Raw genomic sequence first — 13,624 nt, forward strand, 5'->3', positions numbered from 1 at the left:
CCGACGCTCTATCCAACCCTCCTTGCTAGAAGGGCGATCAGAGCGCCTTATCTGTGGTGACCGAGAAGCGAGCCGTGTGGTCCGTCGCTGCGGTGACGTCCCTCTAGGGGGGTGATCCAAAGCCGTCAAACGCTTTTTGGCAGATTTCTGACATCAGCCGAAAAATCCGCGGTTTTCTGCGGCTTTACGGGTTGTGAACAGCTGGCCCCTATCGCCGTGCCGGTGAACAGCACGACGAATCACGCCGGCCGACCGGCAGAATCGCTGACCAGCCAGGTACGCCGGGCCGTGATCTGGCGCTCCGGCAGCCAGATCCTTGCCCAGAGCGTACAATGGGTAGCGACCTTCCTGGTGATCCGCATCCTCAACCCGCAAGATTATGGCCTCTATGCCATGACCGGCGTGGTGCTGGTGTTCCTCAACATGCTCAATGGCTATGGGCTCGCGAGCGGCCTGATCCGCGACGAGACGGTGACGCCGCTTCACATCCGGCAGTTGTTCGGCATGCTCATTGTCGTCAACGGCGGGCTGGCGCTGGCGCAATTGCTGCTCGCCCCGCTCGCCGCGGCCTATTACCGCCAGCCCGAGGTGGCGCAGCTGCTGCGCGTCCAGGCACTGCTGTACGCGACGACGCCATTTTCGGCGCTGTCTTATGCCCTGCTCAGCCGGCGGATGGATTTTCGCCGCCAGGCCGCCGCCAACATCGCCGGGGCGATGGCCGGCGCGGCGACCGCGCTCACCGGCGCGCTGGCCGGTCTTGGCGTGTGGACCTTGGTGTTCGCGCCGCTCGCGCTCTACCTCGTGAGGGCGACCATGCTCACCTGGGGCGCGCGCGCATTGATGTGGCCGAGCTTCGATTTCCGCGGCACCCGCCACCTCGTCGGCTTCGGCGGGGCGATGGCGACCGGCCAATTCTTCTGGTTCCTGCAGAGCCAGGCCGATGTGTTCATCGCCGGACGCTGGTTCGATCCCCACCGGCTCGGCATCTACACCACCGCCTTGTTCCTCGCCCAGGTGTTCGTCTCCAAGATCGTGCCGCCGCTCAACGAGGTCGCGTTCAGCGCCTATGCGCGTATCCAGCACGACCAGCAGGCGATCGGCGCCGCCTTCGTGCGCGCGGTGCGGATCATCATGGTCGCGGCGATGCCCTTCTATCTTGGCCTGGCCGCCACCGCCGAGCCGCTGGTGCTGACCATGCTCGGCACCAAATGGGCGGACGCGGTGCCAGTGGTTTGGCTGCTCGCGCTCGCCATGCCGTTCATGACGCTGCAGGTGCTCTACTCGCCCGCGTGCGACGCGCAGGGGCGCCCCGGCATCGCCGCGCGCAACGGCGCCGGCGGCGCCGCGATCCTGGCGACAGCGTTCCTGGTAGGGGTGCGCTGGGGCCCCGAGGGCCTCGCCTGGAGCTGGCTGGCCGCCTATCCGCTCTATCTCGCGATCAGCAGCTGGCGGTCGCTGCCGGTGATCGGGGCGAGCCCGCGCGCGCTGGCGGCGGCGATCGCCCCCGCGGTGGGCGCGGCCTTGGTGATGGGCGTCATCGTCCACCTCGCCGATCTCGCGCTGGTGGCCGCGGTGCCCGCCATCCCGCCGCCGCTGCGGCTCGCCGTTCTCGTCGCGATCGGCGCCGTGGTCTATGGCGGCTGGATGCTGCTGCTGGCGCGCGCGACCATGCGCGAGCTGATCAAGGTGATCCGCAAGCAGCCGCTGCCGGGCTGAGCAGCCCGCCAGCGCCGTGCCGCCCGATCAACTGCCCTGGATATAGTCGCGCATCGCCGCCGCATCGGCCTCGATCTGGTCGATGCGAAATTTGACGAGGTCGCCGATCGAGACGACGCCGACCAGCCGCTCCTCCACTACCACCGGCAGGTGACGGATCCGCCGCCGCGTCATCAGCGACAGCGCGCCGAGCACCGCATGGTCGGGCGCGACACTCTCCACCGGCGAGGTCATCACCGCGGACACCGGCATGGCGAGCGCATCGGCGCCCTTGGCCGCGAGGCAGTGGATGACGTCGCGTTCGGAGAAGATGCCGATTACCGCCTCGCCATCCAACACCGGCATCGCGCCGATCCGTCGCTCGGCGAGCAGCGCCACTGCCTGCGCCACCGTTGCCGCGCCGGTGAGCGATACCACCGCATCACCCTTGCCGCGCAGAATCGCTGCGATCGTCATCTCGACCTCTCCTTATGTTTGGGGAGATGAGATCATGTTTGCAGCGCCATGGCAAAGCCTTCGCGCGTCCAGGCCCTCCCCATGACAAAGGGCCGGCCCTTCGCAGGACCGGCCCTCTATCTAGGCGCAGGTGGCATCCGCGGATGCCGGCAGCGGATTACTCCGCCGCGGGTGCTTCCACGGTCGCGCGCGGGGTGCGGCGACGGCGCGGCTTGGGCGCTTCCTCGGCATCGTTGGCCGCGGCGATGTTGAGCGACGGCGGCAGGCGATCGGCCTCGAAGCCGTTGCTTTCGCCACCGGCATCGGTCGCCTGCGGCGCCGGCGCGCCGGCGTCGCCATCGGCCGCAACTACCGGCTGCGCATCACGCCGCGGCCGACCGCGACGGGGACGCTGCAGCGGCGCATCGGCTTCGAGCACGGTCTCGGCGCGGTCGACCAGCGACTCGCCTTCCGCGAGCGGATCCGACCGGCGCTGACCGGCGACCTCGACGGGCTGCTCCTGCTCGAACCGCGGGCGGCGCAGCGGGCGTTCTTCGCGGGGGCGGTCCTCACGGGGCCGATCCTCACGCGGGGCACGCTCGGCGCGCTCCTCGCGGGGACCACGCTCGTCACGGGCGACGCGATCCTCATGCGGCGCACGGTCCTCGCGGGGAGCCTCCCGGTTACCGCCTCGATCTTCCCAATTGCTTCGTGGCTGGCGCGGCTGGTCGCCGTCCTGCGCGGCGCGGCGCGGTGGCTGGCGATCCTGGCGGTCGTCGCGAGCCGGGCGGTCGTCGCGGGCCTGACGGTCATCCCGCGGGCGGTCATCGCGCGACTGGCGATCGTTGCGCTCCTGACGGTCGTCGCGGCTGTCGCCGTCCTGCTCGCCGGCGCGGATCGGCTCGCCTTCGTCGCCATAATCGTCGTCGCCATCGAGCTCGAACGGCTGCTGGCGGCGCGGCTGCTGGTCCTCGAACCGGCCACGCTGGTCGGCGATCACACGGAAATAGTGATCGGCGAACTGCAGATAATATTCGGTGTTGACCCGGTCGCCCTGACGCTGCGCATCGCTGGCGAGATTCTTGTACTTCTCGAACAGCTGATTGGCATTGCCGCGTGCGCGGCTGTCGATCCGGTTGCCATTGTCGGGACGACCCTGGCCGCCACCCTGACGCGGAGCGCCACCACCACCGTTATTATTATTGTTGCCGCCACGACCGCGACGACGGCCGTTCTGCCGATTGTTGATCAAGCTAATGTCCCATGATCAGAGTGTGTGGTGTTCAAAACCAAGTCTGGCCTTTTCCCGGTACCGCGGTGCAATCCTTCGGGCATCGCCTCAGGCGCCAAGCGCTTGCGGTCGAGCCTGCCGCGACCGCCGGGAGCAGCGGTTGCATGACAAAGGATGCGGGCCATCGCCCTTTATTCAACCAACAATGGTGAAGATGCGTGCCCCGTCTCATCATTAGCGGGCGGCGGGCCGGTCCGACAAGTGAAATATTGGGGTGCGGCGGTTCAATTGCAAGGTGTGGCGACAAGGCACCGGTTGCGCCCGCCGAAATCCTGGCGGACGGCGACGGCAAACCCCTCTGCCGCGAGCAGCGCGGTGACGCTGGCCGCCTGGGTGTGGCCGATCTCGATCGCCGCGCAGCCGCCCGGCGCGATCAGCCGGGCGAGTTGCGGCGCGAGCAGGCGATAGTCGTCGAGCCCGTCGGCGCCGGCAAACAGCGCGCCACCCGGCTCGTAGCGCGCGACCTCGGCCGGCAGGACTTCCGCCGTGCCGATATAGGGCGGGTTGGCGAGCACCAGATCGAAGCGCGCGTCGATCGCCGCGGCCCAGTGCCCGATCGCGACATGCGCCCGGCCTTGCAGGCCGAGCGCGGCGGCATTGGCGCGGGCATAGCCCAGCGCCGCGGCGGAGCGGTCGATGCCAAGCCCGATCGCGGCGGGCCATTCGTCGAGCGCGGCGAGCAGCAGCGTGCCGGGGCCGGTGCCGAGATCGAGCACGCTTGCCGGCGCACCGCTGCCGAAATGCGCGGCGGCAGCGATCAGCAGGGTCTCGCTGTCGGCACGCGGCACCAGCGCGCCGGGGCCGACCGCAAGGTCGATGCTCCAGAAGCCGCGGCTGCCGGTGATATAGGCAATCGGCTCGTGCGCCTCCCGGCGCGCGACCAGCGCCGCGAACCCGGGCGGCACCGGGCGATCGAGATCGAGCAGCAGCCGATTTCGCACGATGCCGAGCGCGTGTGCCATCAGCAGCTCGGCATCGAGCCGGGGCGTGGCGGAGAAGCCGAACCGCGCGGCAGCCTCGGCCAGCGCGGCGTGGAGGGTCACGGGGTCCGGTGCCACGATCCTGTCACTGCCCCTCAGGCATCGAGGCTGGCCAGCCGCTCCGCCTCATCCTCGGCGATCAGCGCGCCGATCAGTTCGCCCATCTCGCCCTGCATGATCTCGGGCAGCCGGTGCAGCGTCAGGTTGATGCGGTGATCGGTGACGCGGCCTTGCGGGAAATTATAGGTGCGGATCCGCTCCGAGCGGTCGCCCGAGCCGACCATCGACTTGCGCGCGCCCGCCCGCTCCGAGGCGAGCCGCTCGCGCTCGGCCTCGTACAGCCGGGTGCGCAGCACCTTCATCGCCTTGGCCTTGTTCTTGTGCTGCGATTTCTCATCCTGCTGGATCACCACCAGCCCGCTCGGCAGGTGGGTGATGCGCACCGCGCTGTCGGTGGTGTTGACCGACTGGCCGCCGGGCCCGGACGAGCGATAGACGTCGATGCGCAGGTCCTTGTCCTCGATGCGGACATCGACCTCCTCGGCCTCGGGCAGCACCGCCACCGTCGCCGCCGAGGTGTGGATCCGCCCGCCCGCTTCGGTCGCCGGCACGCGCTGGACGCGATGGACGCCGGATTCGAACTTCAGCCGCGCGAACACGCCCTGGCCAGTCACGCTCGCCACCGCTTCCTTGAACCCGCCCGCATCCGATGACGACGACGAGATCAGCTCGACCCGCCAGCCCTGCCCTTCCGCATAGCGCTGGTACATGCGGAACAGGTCGCCGGCGAACAGCGCCGCCTCGTCGCCGCCGGTGCCGGCGCGAATCTCGAGCATCGCGGCGCGCTCGTCGGCGGCGTCACGCGGCAGCAGCGCGAGCGCGAGCCGGCGGTCCGCCGCCTCGAGCGCGGCGCGATTGTCGTGCAGCTCCTCGGCCGCCATCGCGCGCAGTTCATCGTCGTCGGCATCCTCGGCCATATAGGCGAGGCTGTCGGCCTCCTGGCGCAGCCGCCGCACCTCGCCCGCCGCCTGCGCGACCGGCTCGAGCTCGGCATATTCCTTCGAGACCTGAACAAAGCGGTCGGACGGCAGCTCGCCGGTCGCCATCAGCGCCTGCAGCTCGTCGCGGCGCGCCTCGATCTGGGCGATGCGATCGGGGGAGATGGCGGTCATGCGCCAGCCAGCAGCGGCTCGATGATCGCGGCGACGCGATCGATCTCCGCAGTCTCCGTGCCATAGCCCCTCTGCGAGAATCCGATCACGTCGTCCGCCTGCCTGAGCGTTACGATCTGCCGTGGCGCCAGCTTCAGCGCGCGATCGAACCGCTTTCGCGGGCTGCCAGTGACGACGACTTCCGCCCTCAGTCCCGCGCGCCGCAGGGCCGCCGTCGTTGCCATCGCCGATTGGCTCGTTGCAGCATCCTCGGCAATCACCGCCACGTCGAGGATCTCGACTGCTGGCTCGTCGATCAGCATCGCCAGCCGCTCGACCCCGGCCGCCCAGCCGACCCCGGGCGTTTCCGCGCCGCCGAGCGAGCCGATCAGCCCGTCATAGCGGCCGCCGGCGAGCACCGTACCCTGCGCGCCGAGCCGGTCGGTGACGAACTCGAACGCGGTGTGGCGGTAATAATCGAGCCCGCGCACCAGCCGCGCGTTGCGCGTCCAGGCGACGCCGGCGGCGTCGAGCCCGGCGGTGACGGCATCGAAGAAGGCGCGCGCCTCGGGCGTCAGATAGGCATCGATGTCCGGCGCGGCATCGGCGATCGGCCGGTCGCGCGGGTCCTTGGAATCGAGGATCCGCATCGGATTCTTCTCGAGCCGGGTCAGGCTGTCCTCGGACAAGTCGGCCCGATGGCTCTCGAAATGCGCCACCAGCGCATCGCGCCACGCGTCGCGCGTCGCGGCATCGCCCAGCGTGTTGAGCTGCAGCGTCACGCCGTCGGCAATGCCGAGCTCGCGCAGCAGCTGATCCGCCATCACCAGCAATTCGACATCGGCGGCGGGCTCGGCGGCACCGATCACCTCGGCATCGATCTGGTGGAACTGGCGATAGCGGCCCTTCTGCGGCCGCTCGTAGCGGAACACCGCGCCGCTGGTGGCGATCTTCATCGGTGCATGCTGCTGCCAGCCCTCGGTGAGGAAGGCGCGGGCGATGCCGGCGGTGAATTCGGGCCGCAGCGTGAGCATGTCGCCGCCGCGATCGGGGAAGGTGTACATCTCCTTGGAGACGACATCGGTGGTCTCGCCGATCGAGCGCGCGAACACGTCGGTCGATTCGAACACCGGCACGTCGACGCGCGCGAAACAGTAGAGCGCGCGAACCCGCTCGAACGTGGCGAGCACGTGCGCGAAGCGACGCTGCTCGTCGCCAACAATATCCTGGGTGCCGCGCACGCGCCGCGGGGTCTCTATTCGGGCCATAAGTGGCGGGTATCTAGGCGAGGTGCGCCCGAAGCGCTAGCGCTAGCCGCCATGACCACACAGCAACGTTTCTGGGGTATCGGCAAGCGCATCGCGCCCCCGCGGTTCGTGATGTTTGCGCTGCTCTTCGCCGCAGGGCTGGCTGGGCTGATCCCGCTGCTCGGCAAGGGCCGCGGCACGATGACCGCGTTCGACATCGCCGCCTTCATCTTCCTGGTGTCGCTCGCCACGCTGTTCCGCCACGGCGAGGCGGAGAAGATGCGCCGCACCGCGCGCGGCAACGACGCCAATCGCGCGGTGCTGCTCGGCATCACCGGGGTGACGATGATCGTGATCCTCGTCGCGGTCGCGGCCGAGCTCAAGGGCAAGAACGATGCAATCGCGATCGGGCTGGTGATCGCCACCCTCGCGCTCGCCTGGCTGTTCTCCAACATGGTCTATGCGCTGCATTACGCGCATTTGTTCTACAGCGAGGCAGACGGCAAGGATGCCGCCGGGCTCGACTTCCCCGAGTGCGACGAGCCCGATTACTGGGACTTCCTCTATTTCAGCTACACGCTGGGGATGACCTTCCAGACCTCGGACGTGTCGATCAAGACCCGCCAGCTGCGCCGGGTGGCGATCGGGCAATGCCTGGCGGCGTTCGTGTTCAACCTCGGCGTGCTCGCCTTCACCATCAACGTCATCGGCGGCGGCTGAACGCGACGGCAAAGGGCTGGACGACTGCCCTTTCTGCCGCTCTAACACCTGCGCATTCTCTTGACCGAAAGCCTTCCATGACCGCCAAGCTGTTCGTCGCGTCCTTGCTCGTGTCCGCTGCATCCCCTGCCCTCGCCCAGGTGCCCGCCGGCAACACCGCCCCCCAGCCGGTGCCGTTCGTCGACACCATTCCCGAGGCCCAGGACGTCGCCTATCCCGGCGGCACGATCCGGCTCGACGTCGACGCCACCGACACCGAGCGGGGCATCTTCCAGGTCAAGGAAACGATCCCCGTCGCCAAGAGCGGGCCGATGGCGCTGCTCTTCCCCAAGTGGCTGCCCGGCAACCATTCGCCCACCGGCCAGATCGAGAAGGTCGCCGGGCTGGTGGTCCGCGCCAATGGCCGCGTGGTGCCGTGGACGCGCGATCCGGTCGACGTGTTCGCCTTCCACGTCGACGTGCCCGCCGGCGCCAAGCGGCTCGACGTTTCCTTCCAGTTCATCTCCGCCACCAAGGGCGACCAGGGGCGGATCACGATGACCCCCAATCTGGTCAGCCTCCAGCCCAATTCGGTGAGCCTGTATCCGGCCGGCTATTTCACCCGCCAGATCCCGATCCAGATGACGGCGACCTTCCCGGCGGGCTTCACCGCCGCCGGCGCGGTGCCGGCCAAGCACAGCCAGAGCGCGGCGGGCTCGGTCTACACCTACGACACCACCAATTACGAGATACTGGTCGATTCGCCGGTGCTCGCCGGCCGCTACGGCAAGGTCTGGCCGCTCAGCCCCAAGGTCAATCTCGACGTCTTCGCCGACAGCCCCGAGCAGCTCGCCGCGACGCCCGAGCAGATCGATGCGCACAAGCGCCTGGTCGACCAGGCGGTGAAGACCTTCGGCGCCCAGCATTACGACCATTACGACTTCCTGGTCTCGCTGTCCGACCAGCTCGGCGGCATCGGCCTCGAGCATCACCGCAGCTCGGAAGACGGCAGCCGCCCCAATTACTTCACCGAATGGGACCAGAACGCGCCGGCGCGCAACCTGCTGCCGCACGAGTTCACCCATAGCTGGGACGGCAAGTTCCGCCGCGGCGCCGATCTGTGGACGCCCGACTTCCGCGCGCCGATGCGCGATTCGCTGCTGTGGGTCTACGAAGGCCAGACCCAGTTTTGGGGCTATGTGCTCCAGGCGCGCTCGGGGCTCGTCTCCAAGCAGGACACGCTCGACGCTTATGCCGCGATCGCCGGCAATTACGACAATGCGCCGGCCCGCCAGTGGCGCGACCTGGTCGACACCACCAACGATCCGATCATCTCGCAGCGCCGGCCCAAGGGCTGGACCAGCTGGCAGCGCTCCGAGGATTATTACAACGAGGGCCTGATGGTGTGGATGGAGGTGGACGCCATGCTCCGCCAGAAGTCCGGCGGCACCAAGTCGATCGACGATTTCGCCCGCGCCTTCTTCGGCGTGCGCGACGGCGACTATGGCGAGCTCACCTATACGTTCGACGATGTCGCCGCGACGCTCAACGGCATCGTGTCGTACGACTGGGCCGGCTTCCTCAACCGCCGGCTGACCGAGACCGGCCAGCCCGCACCGGTCAACGGCTTCGCGATGAACGGCTACAAGCTCGTCTACACCGCCGAACCCACCAAATACTTCACCGGCCTCGAGAAGACCCGCGGCACCGACGTGACCTATTCGCTCGGCCTGATGATCAACAAGGAAGGCGAGGTCTCGGCCTCGATCTGGGATTCGCCTGCGTTCAAGGCGGGGATCGATATCGGCACCCAGATCCAGGGCGTCAACGGCGAGGCGTTCAGCCCGGAGCGGATCAAGGCAGCGATCCTCGCGGCCAAGACCTCCAAGGAGCCGATCCATCTATTGGTCAAGAATGGAACACGCTTCCGCGACCTTGCCATCGACTATCATGGCGGCCCCCGCTATCCGCGCCTCCAGAAGGTAGGGAACGGTGATGGCGGCCTCGACAAGCTGCTAATGCCGCGCTGATTTCGTGAACAGGAACCAACTATGCGCATTGATCTGATTCCCACGGGCAAGAATCCGCCCGACGACCTCAACGTGGTGATCGAAGTTCCCACCGGCGGCGAGCCAGTGAAATACGAGTTCGACAAGGCCAGCGGCGCGCTGTTCGTCGATCGCATCCTGCACACGCCGATGCGTTACCCGGCGAACTATGGCTTCGTGCCGCACACGCTGTCACCCGACGGCGACCCGCTCGACGCGCTGGTGATCGCCCGCTCGCCGTTCATCCCGGGCTGCGTCGTCCGCGCCCGGCCGATCGCGGTGCTCAACCTCGAGGACGAGGCCGGCGGCGACGAGAAATTGGTGTGCGTGCCGGTCGACGCGGTATTCCCTTATTATTCGAACGTCGGTGGCCGCGGCGACGTGCCGGAGATCGTGTTCGAGCAGATCGAGCACTTCTTCACCCACTATAAGGACCTCGAGAAGAAGAAGTGGGTCCGCGTCGGCAAGTGGGGCGATGCCGCGGAAGCACGGCAGATCACCATCGAGGCGATCGAGCGCTACAATGCCGAAAAGGCCAAGGGCGACGATCCGATGAACAAGGACGACATGGCGGGTCGCTGAGGCACGCCCCCGGTGGGGAATGAGTCGATGACCAACGCCCCTGCCGCCTCTACCCCCGACCTGCGCGGCGCTGGATGCGATCCGCGTCCGCGCCGCGCAGGTCGGGATGTTCGAAACCCCGATCCTCCATGGCCAGCTCAGCCACGCCGAGGGCATGACCGCGGCGCTCGCCGCGCGATCCGCACCCGCGCCGCTGCCGACACCGGCCTCAACCGCTCCAACGTCGGCGGCTGGCATAGCGCCACCGACATGCTCGACTGGGGCGGCCCCGCCGCCGCCAAGCTTGCCGATCTCGCGATCAAGGCCGCCAAGCGGCTGTCGCATTTCGAAGATCGCGATCCCGCCACGGTGGAATGGACGATCCGGATGTGGGCCAATGTCTCGCCGCCGGGCGCGCTCAACATGAGCCACGCCCATCCCGGCGTGCTGTGGGCGGCGGTCTATTACGTCGACATGGGATCGCCACCCGCGGACGGCGATCCCGGCGGCGAACTGTTCTTCGAGGATCCGCGCTTTCCCGTACCGCTGATGCGGCTCCCAGGCTTTCGGCTCAAAGGGGTGGATGGCCAGCCGCAGCCGGTCGAGCAGCGCCTGCTCACCCGCGCCGGTGACCTCGTCCTCTTCCCCGCCTGGGTGCGCCACGGCGTCCGCCCGCATCATGGCACCGGGGACCGCATCTCGATCGCGATGAACATCGACGTGAAGGGCTGAACGGACCGCCTAGTCGCGTCCCGCAAGCCGCGCGAGCGCAACGCCCTCGACACGCTGGACCGTCCATTCCTCCTGCCCCACCGCGCCCATCGCCCGGTAGAAAGCGATTGCATCGGCGTTCCAGTCGAGCACGGACCATTCGAAGCGGCCGCAATCGCGGTCCACCGCGATCCCTGCCAAATGGCGCAGCAGCGCCGTGCCGACGCCGCGCCCGCGCGTCGCGGGAGTCACGTAGAGATCCTCCAGATACAGCCCGCGCTTGCCCGTCCAGGTCGAGAAATTGTGGAAGAACAAGGCGAAACCCAGCGGCGCGCCATCCTCGGCGATCACCGCCTCGGCCGCCGGCCGGTCGCCGAACAGCGCCGCGTGCAGGCTCGCCTCGGTCGCCTTTTCCGCATCGGGCTCACGCTCGAAGGCGGCGAGATCGCGGATGAAGCCGAGGATCACCGGCACGTCGCTTGGGGTCGCGGCGCGGATCATGCCCCGGCCTCCGTCTGCGGCCCCGGCCCGGGATCGCGCACCGCGATCACGCAGCCGCCGATGATCAGCGCCGCGCCGGCGGTAGTGAACAGCGACACATGCTCGCCGAACACCAGAAAGCCGAACAGGGCCGACCAGACGAAGGCGGTATATTCCACCGGCGCCAGCACCTGCGCCTCGGCGTGGCGATAAGCCCAGGCCAGCGCCAGCGCCGAGATCGAGCCGAGCACGGCGGCACCGAGGATCGCCGGGATCTGCGCCGTCGTCGGCAGGCTGCCGAGCCACGGCGCGCCGAGCAGCATCAGCCCCGCCAGCACCACGCTGGTAAACAGCGCCACCTCCAGCGGGTCGGCGGCCTGCGCCTGGCGCCTGAGTAGGATCAGGCTGCCGGCGTAGAGCACCGAGGCGACGAGGATGGCGAGGCTGCCGAGCACCACCTCGTCCGACGCCCGCGCCCGGACCTCGCCCGCGGCGATCGCCAGCACGCCGAGGCTGGCGACCAGCGAGCCGCCGATCGCGCCGCGGCGGATGCGCTCGCCAAGCGTCGCCGCGGCGAGGAACAGCGCGATCAGCGGCGCGAGAAAGGTCAGCGCCACGCCTTGCGCCATCGGCACGCGGACCAGCCCCCAGAAGAACAGCAGCACCGAGGCGCCGCCGGTCGCGCCCCGCGCGAGGTGCAGCTTGAGCGCCGCACGGCCGGGCCACGGCCGTCGCTGCAGCAGGAATACCGGCGCCATCAGCGCCACGCCCGCAAGCGAGCGCCACAGCACCGCATCATAGGCGCCGCTCGCGATCGACAGCCCCTTCATGATCGCGTCCATCGCCGAATAGATCGCGATTCCCACGGCGGCGACGGCAAAGGCGAGGCGGGCGGAAGGACGCATGCGAGCGGGCTTAGCGGCCTGCGGCGGCCAGGTCACCTGTGGCGGACGCCTATCGCCGGGATCTCATCCTACCCGTCACCCCAGCGAAAGCTGGGGTCTCAAGCGGCTCTGTCCCTGCGCGCCCCACCAAGATCCCAGCTTTGGCTAGGATGACGGACAGCGATGAGATCTGGGGAGGGAGTTCTCAAGCCCGCCCCGCCTCACTCCGCCGCGACCGCCTCCGGTGCCACCGCGGCCAGCGCCTGGTCGGCCGCCTCGATCTCGGCCGCCTTGGCCTCGACCAGATTGACGATGTGATCGATCATCCCGGCGTCCTGGACGTGATGGTCGGTAACGCCCGACAGATAAACCATGTGCTTGCCGTTGCCGCCGCCGGTGATGCCGATGTCGGTCTCGCGGGCTTCGCCCGGGCCGTTGACGACGCAGCCGAGCACGCTGAGGCTCATCGGCGTGCGGATGTGCTGGAGCCGCTCCTCGAGCGCCTGAACGGTGCGGATCACGTCGAAGCCCTGGCGCGCGCATGACGGGCAGGAGACGACGCGGACGCCGCGGTTGCGGATGCCGAGCGCTTTGAGGATCTCGAAGCCGACGCGGACCTCGTCCTCGGGCTCGGCGGACAGCGACACGCGGATGGTGTCGCCGATGCCGTACCATAGCAGGCTGCCCATCCCGATCGCCGACTTGACCGTGCCGCCGACGAACCCGCCCGCCTCGGTGATACCGAGGTGGAGCGGGCAATCGACCTGCTCGGCGAGCTGCTGATAGGCCGCCACCGCGAGGAACAGGTCGGAGGCCTTCACCGCGACCTTGAACTCGTGGAAGTCGTGATCCTGGAGCAGCTTGATGTGATCCATCGCGCTCTCGACCAGCGCATCGGGGCACGGCTCGCCATATTTCTCGAGCAGATGCTTCTCGAGGCTGCCGCCGTTGACGCCGATGCGGATCGCGCAGCCATTGGCCTTGGCGGCGTCCACCACTTCCTTGACCCGCGCCGCCGAGCCGATGTTGCCCGGGTTGATTCGCAGGCACGCCGCGCCGGCATCCGCCGCTTCCAGCGCGCGCTTGTAGTGAAAATGGATGTCGGCGACGATCGGCACGCGGGAGGCGCGCACGATCTGCTTGAGCGCCGCGGTCGATTCGACGTCGGGGCAGGAGACGCGGATGATGTCCACGCCCGCCTCCTCGCAGCGGCGGATCTGGTCCACCGTCGCGCGCACGTCCTCGGTGGGCGTGTTGGTCATGGTCTGGACGGTGACCGGCGCACCCCCGCCGACGGGAACGTTGCCGACCATGATCTGGCGGCTCGGGCGGCGGACGATATCGCGCCAAGGACGAAGTGACATGAACTAACCCTCTACAGCGCCAGCCCTATACAACGCCAACGTGGCAGTTCAAAGGCA

13 protein-coding genes are annotated in these 13,624 nt (G+C 68.5%); 5 read left to right on the plus strand and 8 right to left on the minus strand.

Annotation, left to right across the window (positions count from 1 at the left end; genetic code table 11):
• Nucleotides 1-222 precede the first annotated feature (222 nt).
• The gene (locus OXR60_RS05145; protein WP_267394700.1) at nucleotides 223-1,716 is read left to right on the plus strand and encodes a lipopolysaccharide biosynthesis protein; all 1,494 of its coding nucleotides are present in this window, start codon (nucleotides 223-225) and stop codon (nucleotides 1,714-1,716) included.
• A gap of 27 nt (nucleotides 1,717-1,743) precedes the next feature.
• On the opposite strand, the gene OXR60_RS05150 is transcribed toward OXR60_RS05145, so the two are convergent.
• From OXR60_RS05150 to hisS, 5 genes are all read right to left on the minus strand, one after another.
• A complete protein-coding gene (locus tag OXR60_RS05150; RefSeq protein WP_267394701.1) occupies nucleotides 1,744-2,172 on the minus strand; it encodes a CBS domain-containing protein in 429 nt (142 codons plus the stop codon).
• 157 nt (nucleotides 2,173-2,329) lie between these two features.
• Complete coding sequence (locus tag OXR60_RS05155; RefSeq protein WP_267394702.1) at nucleotides 2,330-3,403, minus strand: DUF4167 domain-containing protein; 1,074 nt, start codon at nucleotides 3,401-3,403, stop codon at nucleotides 2,330-2,332.
• 263 nt (nucleotides 3,404-3,666) lie between these two features.
• Nucleotides 3,667-4,500: a peptide chain release factor N(5)-glutamine methyltransferase gene (gene prmC / locus OXR60_RS05160; RefSeq protein WP_267394703.1), complete on the minus strand. Its 834-nt coding sequence runs from the start codon at nucleotides 4,498-4,500 to the stop codon at nucleotides 3,667-3,669.
• A 17-nt stretch (nucleotides 4,501-4,517) separates the two neighbouring features.
• Nucleotides 4,518-5,594, minus strand: coding sequence for a peptide chain release factor 1 (prfA, locus tag OXR60_RS05165; RefSeq protein ID WP_267394704.1), 1,077 nt, complete (start codon nucleotides 5,592-5,594; stop codon nucleotides 4,518-4,520).
• Complete coding sequence (hisS, locus tag OXR60_RS05170) at nucleotides 5,591-6,841, minus strand: histidine--tRNA ligase (RefSeq protein ID WP_267394705.1); 1,251 nt, start codon at nucleotides 6,839-6,841, stop codon at nucleotides 5,591-5,593. Before hisS ends, prfA begins: the two co-directional genes overlap by 4 nt.
• A gap of 51 nt (nucleotides 6,842-6,892) precedes the next feature.
• Between hisS and OXR60_RS05175 the strand changes: the two genes are divergently transcribed.
• The 4 genes from OXR60_RS05175 to OXR60_RS05190 all read left to right on the plus strand — a co-directional run bounded on the left by OXR60_RS05175 (nucleotide 6,893) and on the right by OXR60_RS05190 (nucleotide 10,860).
• Complete coding sequence (locus OXR60_RS05175) at nucleotides 6,893-7,540, plus strand: DUF1345 domain-containing protein (RefSeq protein WP_267394706.1); 648 nt, start codon at nucleotides 6,893-6,895, stop codon at nucleotides 7,538-7,540.
• Between the two features lie 77 nt (nucleotides 7,541-7,617).
• On the plus strand, nucleotides 7,618-9,549 hold the full coding sequence (locus tag OXR60_RS05180; RefSeq protein WP_267394707.1) for a peptidase M61: 1,932 nt from the start codon (nucleotides 7,618-7,620) through the stop codon (nucleotides 9,547-9,549).
• A 21-nt stretch (nucleotides 9,550-9,570) separates the two neighbouring features.
• Entirely contained in the window at nucleotides 9,571-10,149 is a 579-nt protein-coding gene (ppa, locus tag OXR60_RS05185; RefSeq protein WP_267394708.1) for an inorganic diphosphatase, read from the plus strand.
• 27 nt (nucleotides 10,150-10,176) lie between these two features.
• Nucleotides 10,177-10,860, plus strand: a complete 684-nt coding sequence (locus OXR60_RS05190) for a TIGR02466 family protein (protein WP_267394709.1) — start codon at nucleotides 10,177-10,179, stop codon at nucleotides 10,858-10,860.
• 9 nt (nucleotides 10,861-10,869) lie between these two features.
• On the opposite strand, the gene OXR60_RS05195 is transcribed toward OXR60_RS05190, so the two are convergent.
• From OXR60_RS05195 to ispG, 3 genes are all read right to left on the minus strand, one after another.
• On the minus strand, nucleotides 10,870-11,340 hold the full coding sequence (locus OXR60_RS05195; RefSeq protein WP_267394710.1) for a GNAT family N-acetyltransferase: 471 nt from the start codon (nucleotides 11,338-11,340) through the stop codon (nucleotides 10,870-10,872).
• The gene (locus OXR60_RS05200; protein ID WP_267394711.1) at nucleotides 11,337-12,224 is read right to left on the minus strand and encodes a DMT family transporter; all 888 of its coding nucleotides are present in this window, start codon (nucleotides 12,222-12,224) and stop codon (nucleotides 11,337-11,339) included. Before OXR60_RS05200 ends, OXR60_RS05195 begins: the two co-directional genes overlap by 4 nt.
• A 200-nt stretch (nucleotides 12,225-12,424) precedes the next feature.
• Nucleotides 12,425-13,567, minus strand: coding sequence for a flavodoxin-dependent (E)-4-hydroxy-3-methylbut-2-enyl-diphosphate synthase (ispG, locus tag OXR60_RS05205; protein WP_267394712.1), 1,143 nt, complete (start codon nucleotides 13,565-13,567; stop codon nucleotides 12,425-12,427).
• Between the last annotated feature and the right edge of the window lie 57 nt (nucleotides 13,568-13,624).

The sequence above is a fragment of the Sphingomonas sp. GC_Shp_5 genome (assembly GCF_026540855.1).
Classification (GTDB): Bacteria; Pseudomonadota; Alphaproteobacteria; order Sphingomonadales; family Sphingomonadaceae; genus Sphingomonas.

Coding starts and splice junctions, on each gene's coding strand:
- OXR60_RS05150 (WP_267394701.1), bottom strand. CDS start 2,172: ATGACGATCGCAGCGATTCTGCGCGGCAAGGGTGATGCGGTGGTATCG.
- prfA (WP_267394704.1), bottom strand. CDS start 5,594: ATGACCGCCATCTCCCCCGATCGCATCGCCCAGATCGAGGCGCGCCGC.
- hisS (WP_267394705.1), bottom strand. CDS start 6,841: ATGGCCCGAATAGAGACCCCGCGGCGCGTGCGCGGCACCCAGGATATT.
- OXR60_RS05175 (WP_267394706.1), top strand. CDS start 6,893: ATGACCACACAGCAACGTTTCTGGGGTATCGGCAAGCGCATCGCGCCC.
- OXR60_RS05180 (WP_267394707.1), top strand. CDS start 7,618: ATGACCGCCAAGCTGTTCGTCGCGTCCTTGCTCGTGTCCGCTGCATCC.
- ppa (WP_267394708.1), top strand. CDS start 9,571: ATGCGCATTGATCTGATTCCCACGGGCAAGAATCCGCCCGACGACCTC.
- OXR60_RS05190 (WP_267394709.1), top strand. CDS start 10,177: ATGACCAACGCCCCTGCCGCCTCTACCCCCGACCTGCGCGGCGCTGGA.
- OXR60_RS05195 (WP_267394710.1), bottom strand. CDS start 11,340: ATGATCCGCGCCGCGACCCCAAGCGACGTGCCGGTGATCCTCGGCTTC.
- OXR60_RS05200 (WP_267394711.1), bottom strand. CDS start 12,224: ATGCGTCCTTCCGCCCGCCTCGCCTTTGCCGTCGCCGCCGTGGGAATC.
- ispG (WP_267394712.1), bottom strand. CDS start 13,567: ATGTCACTTCGTCCTTGGCGCGATATCGTCCGCCGCCCGAGCCGCCAG.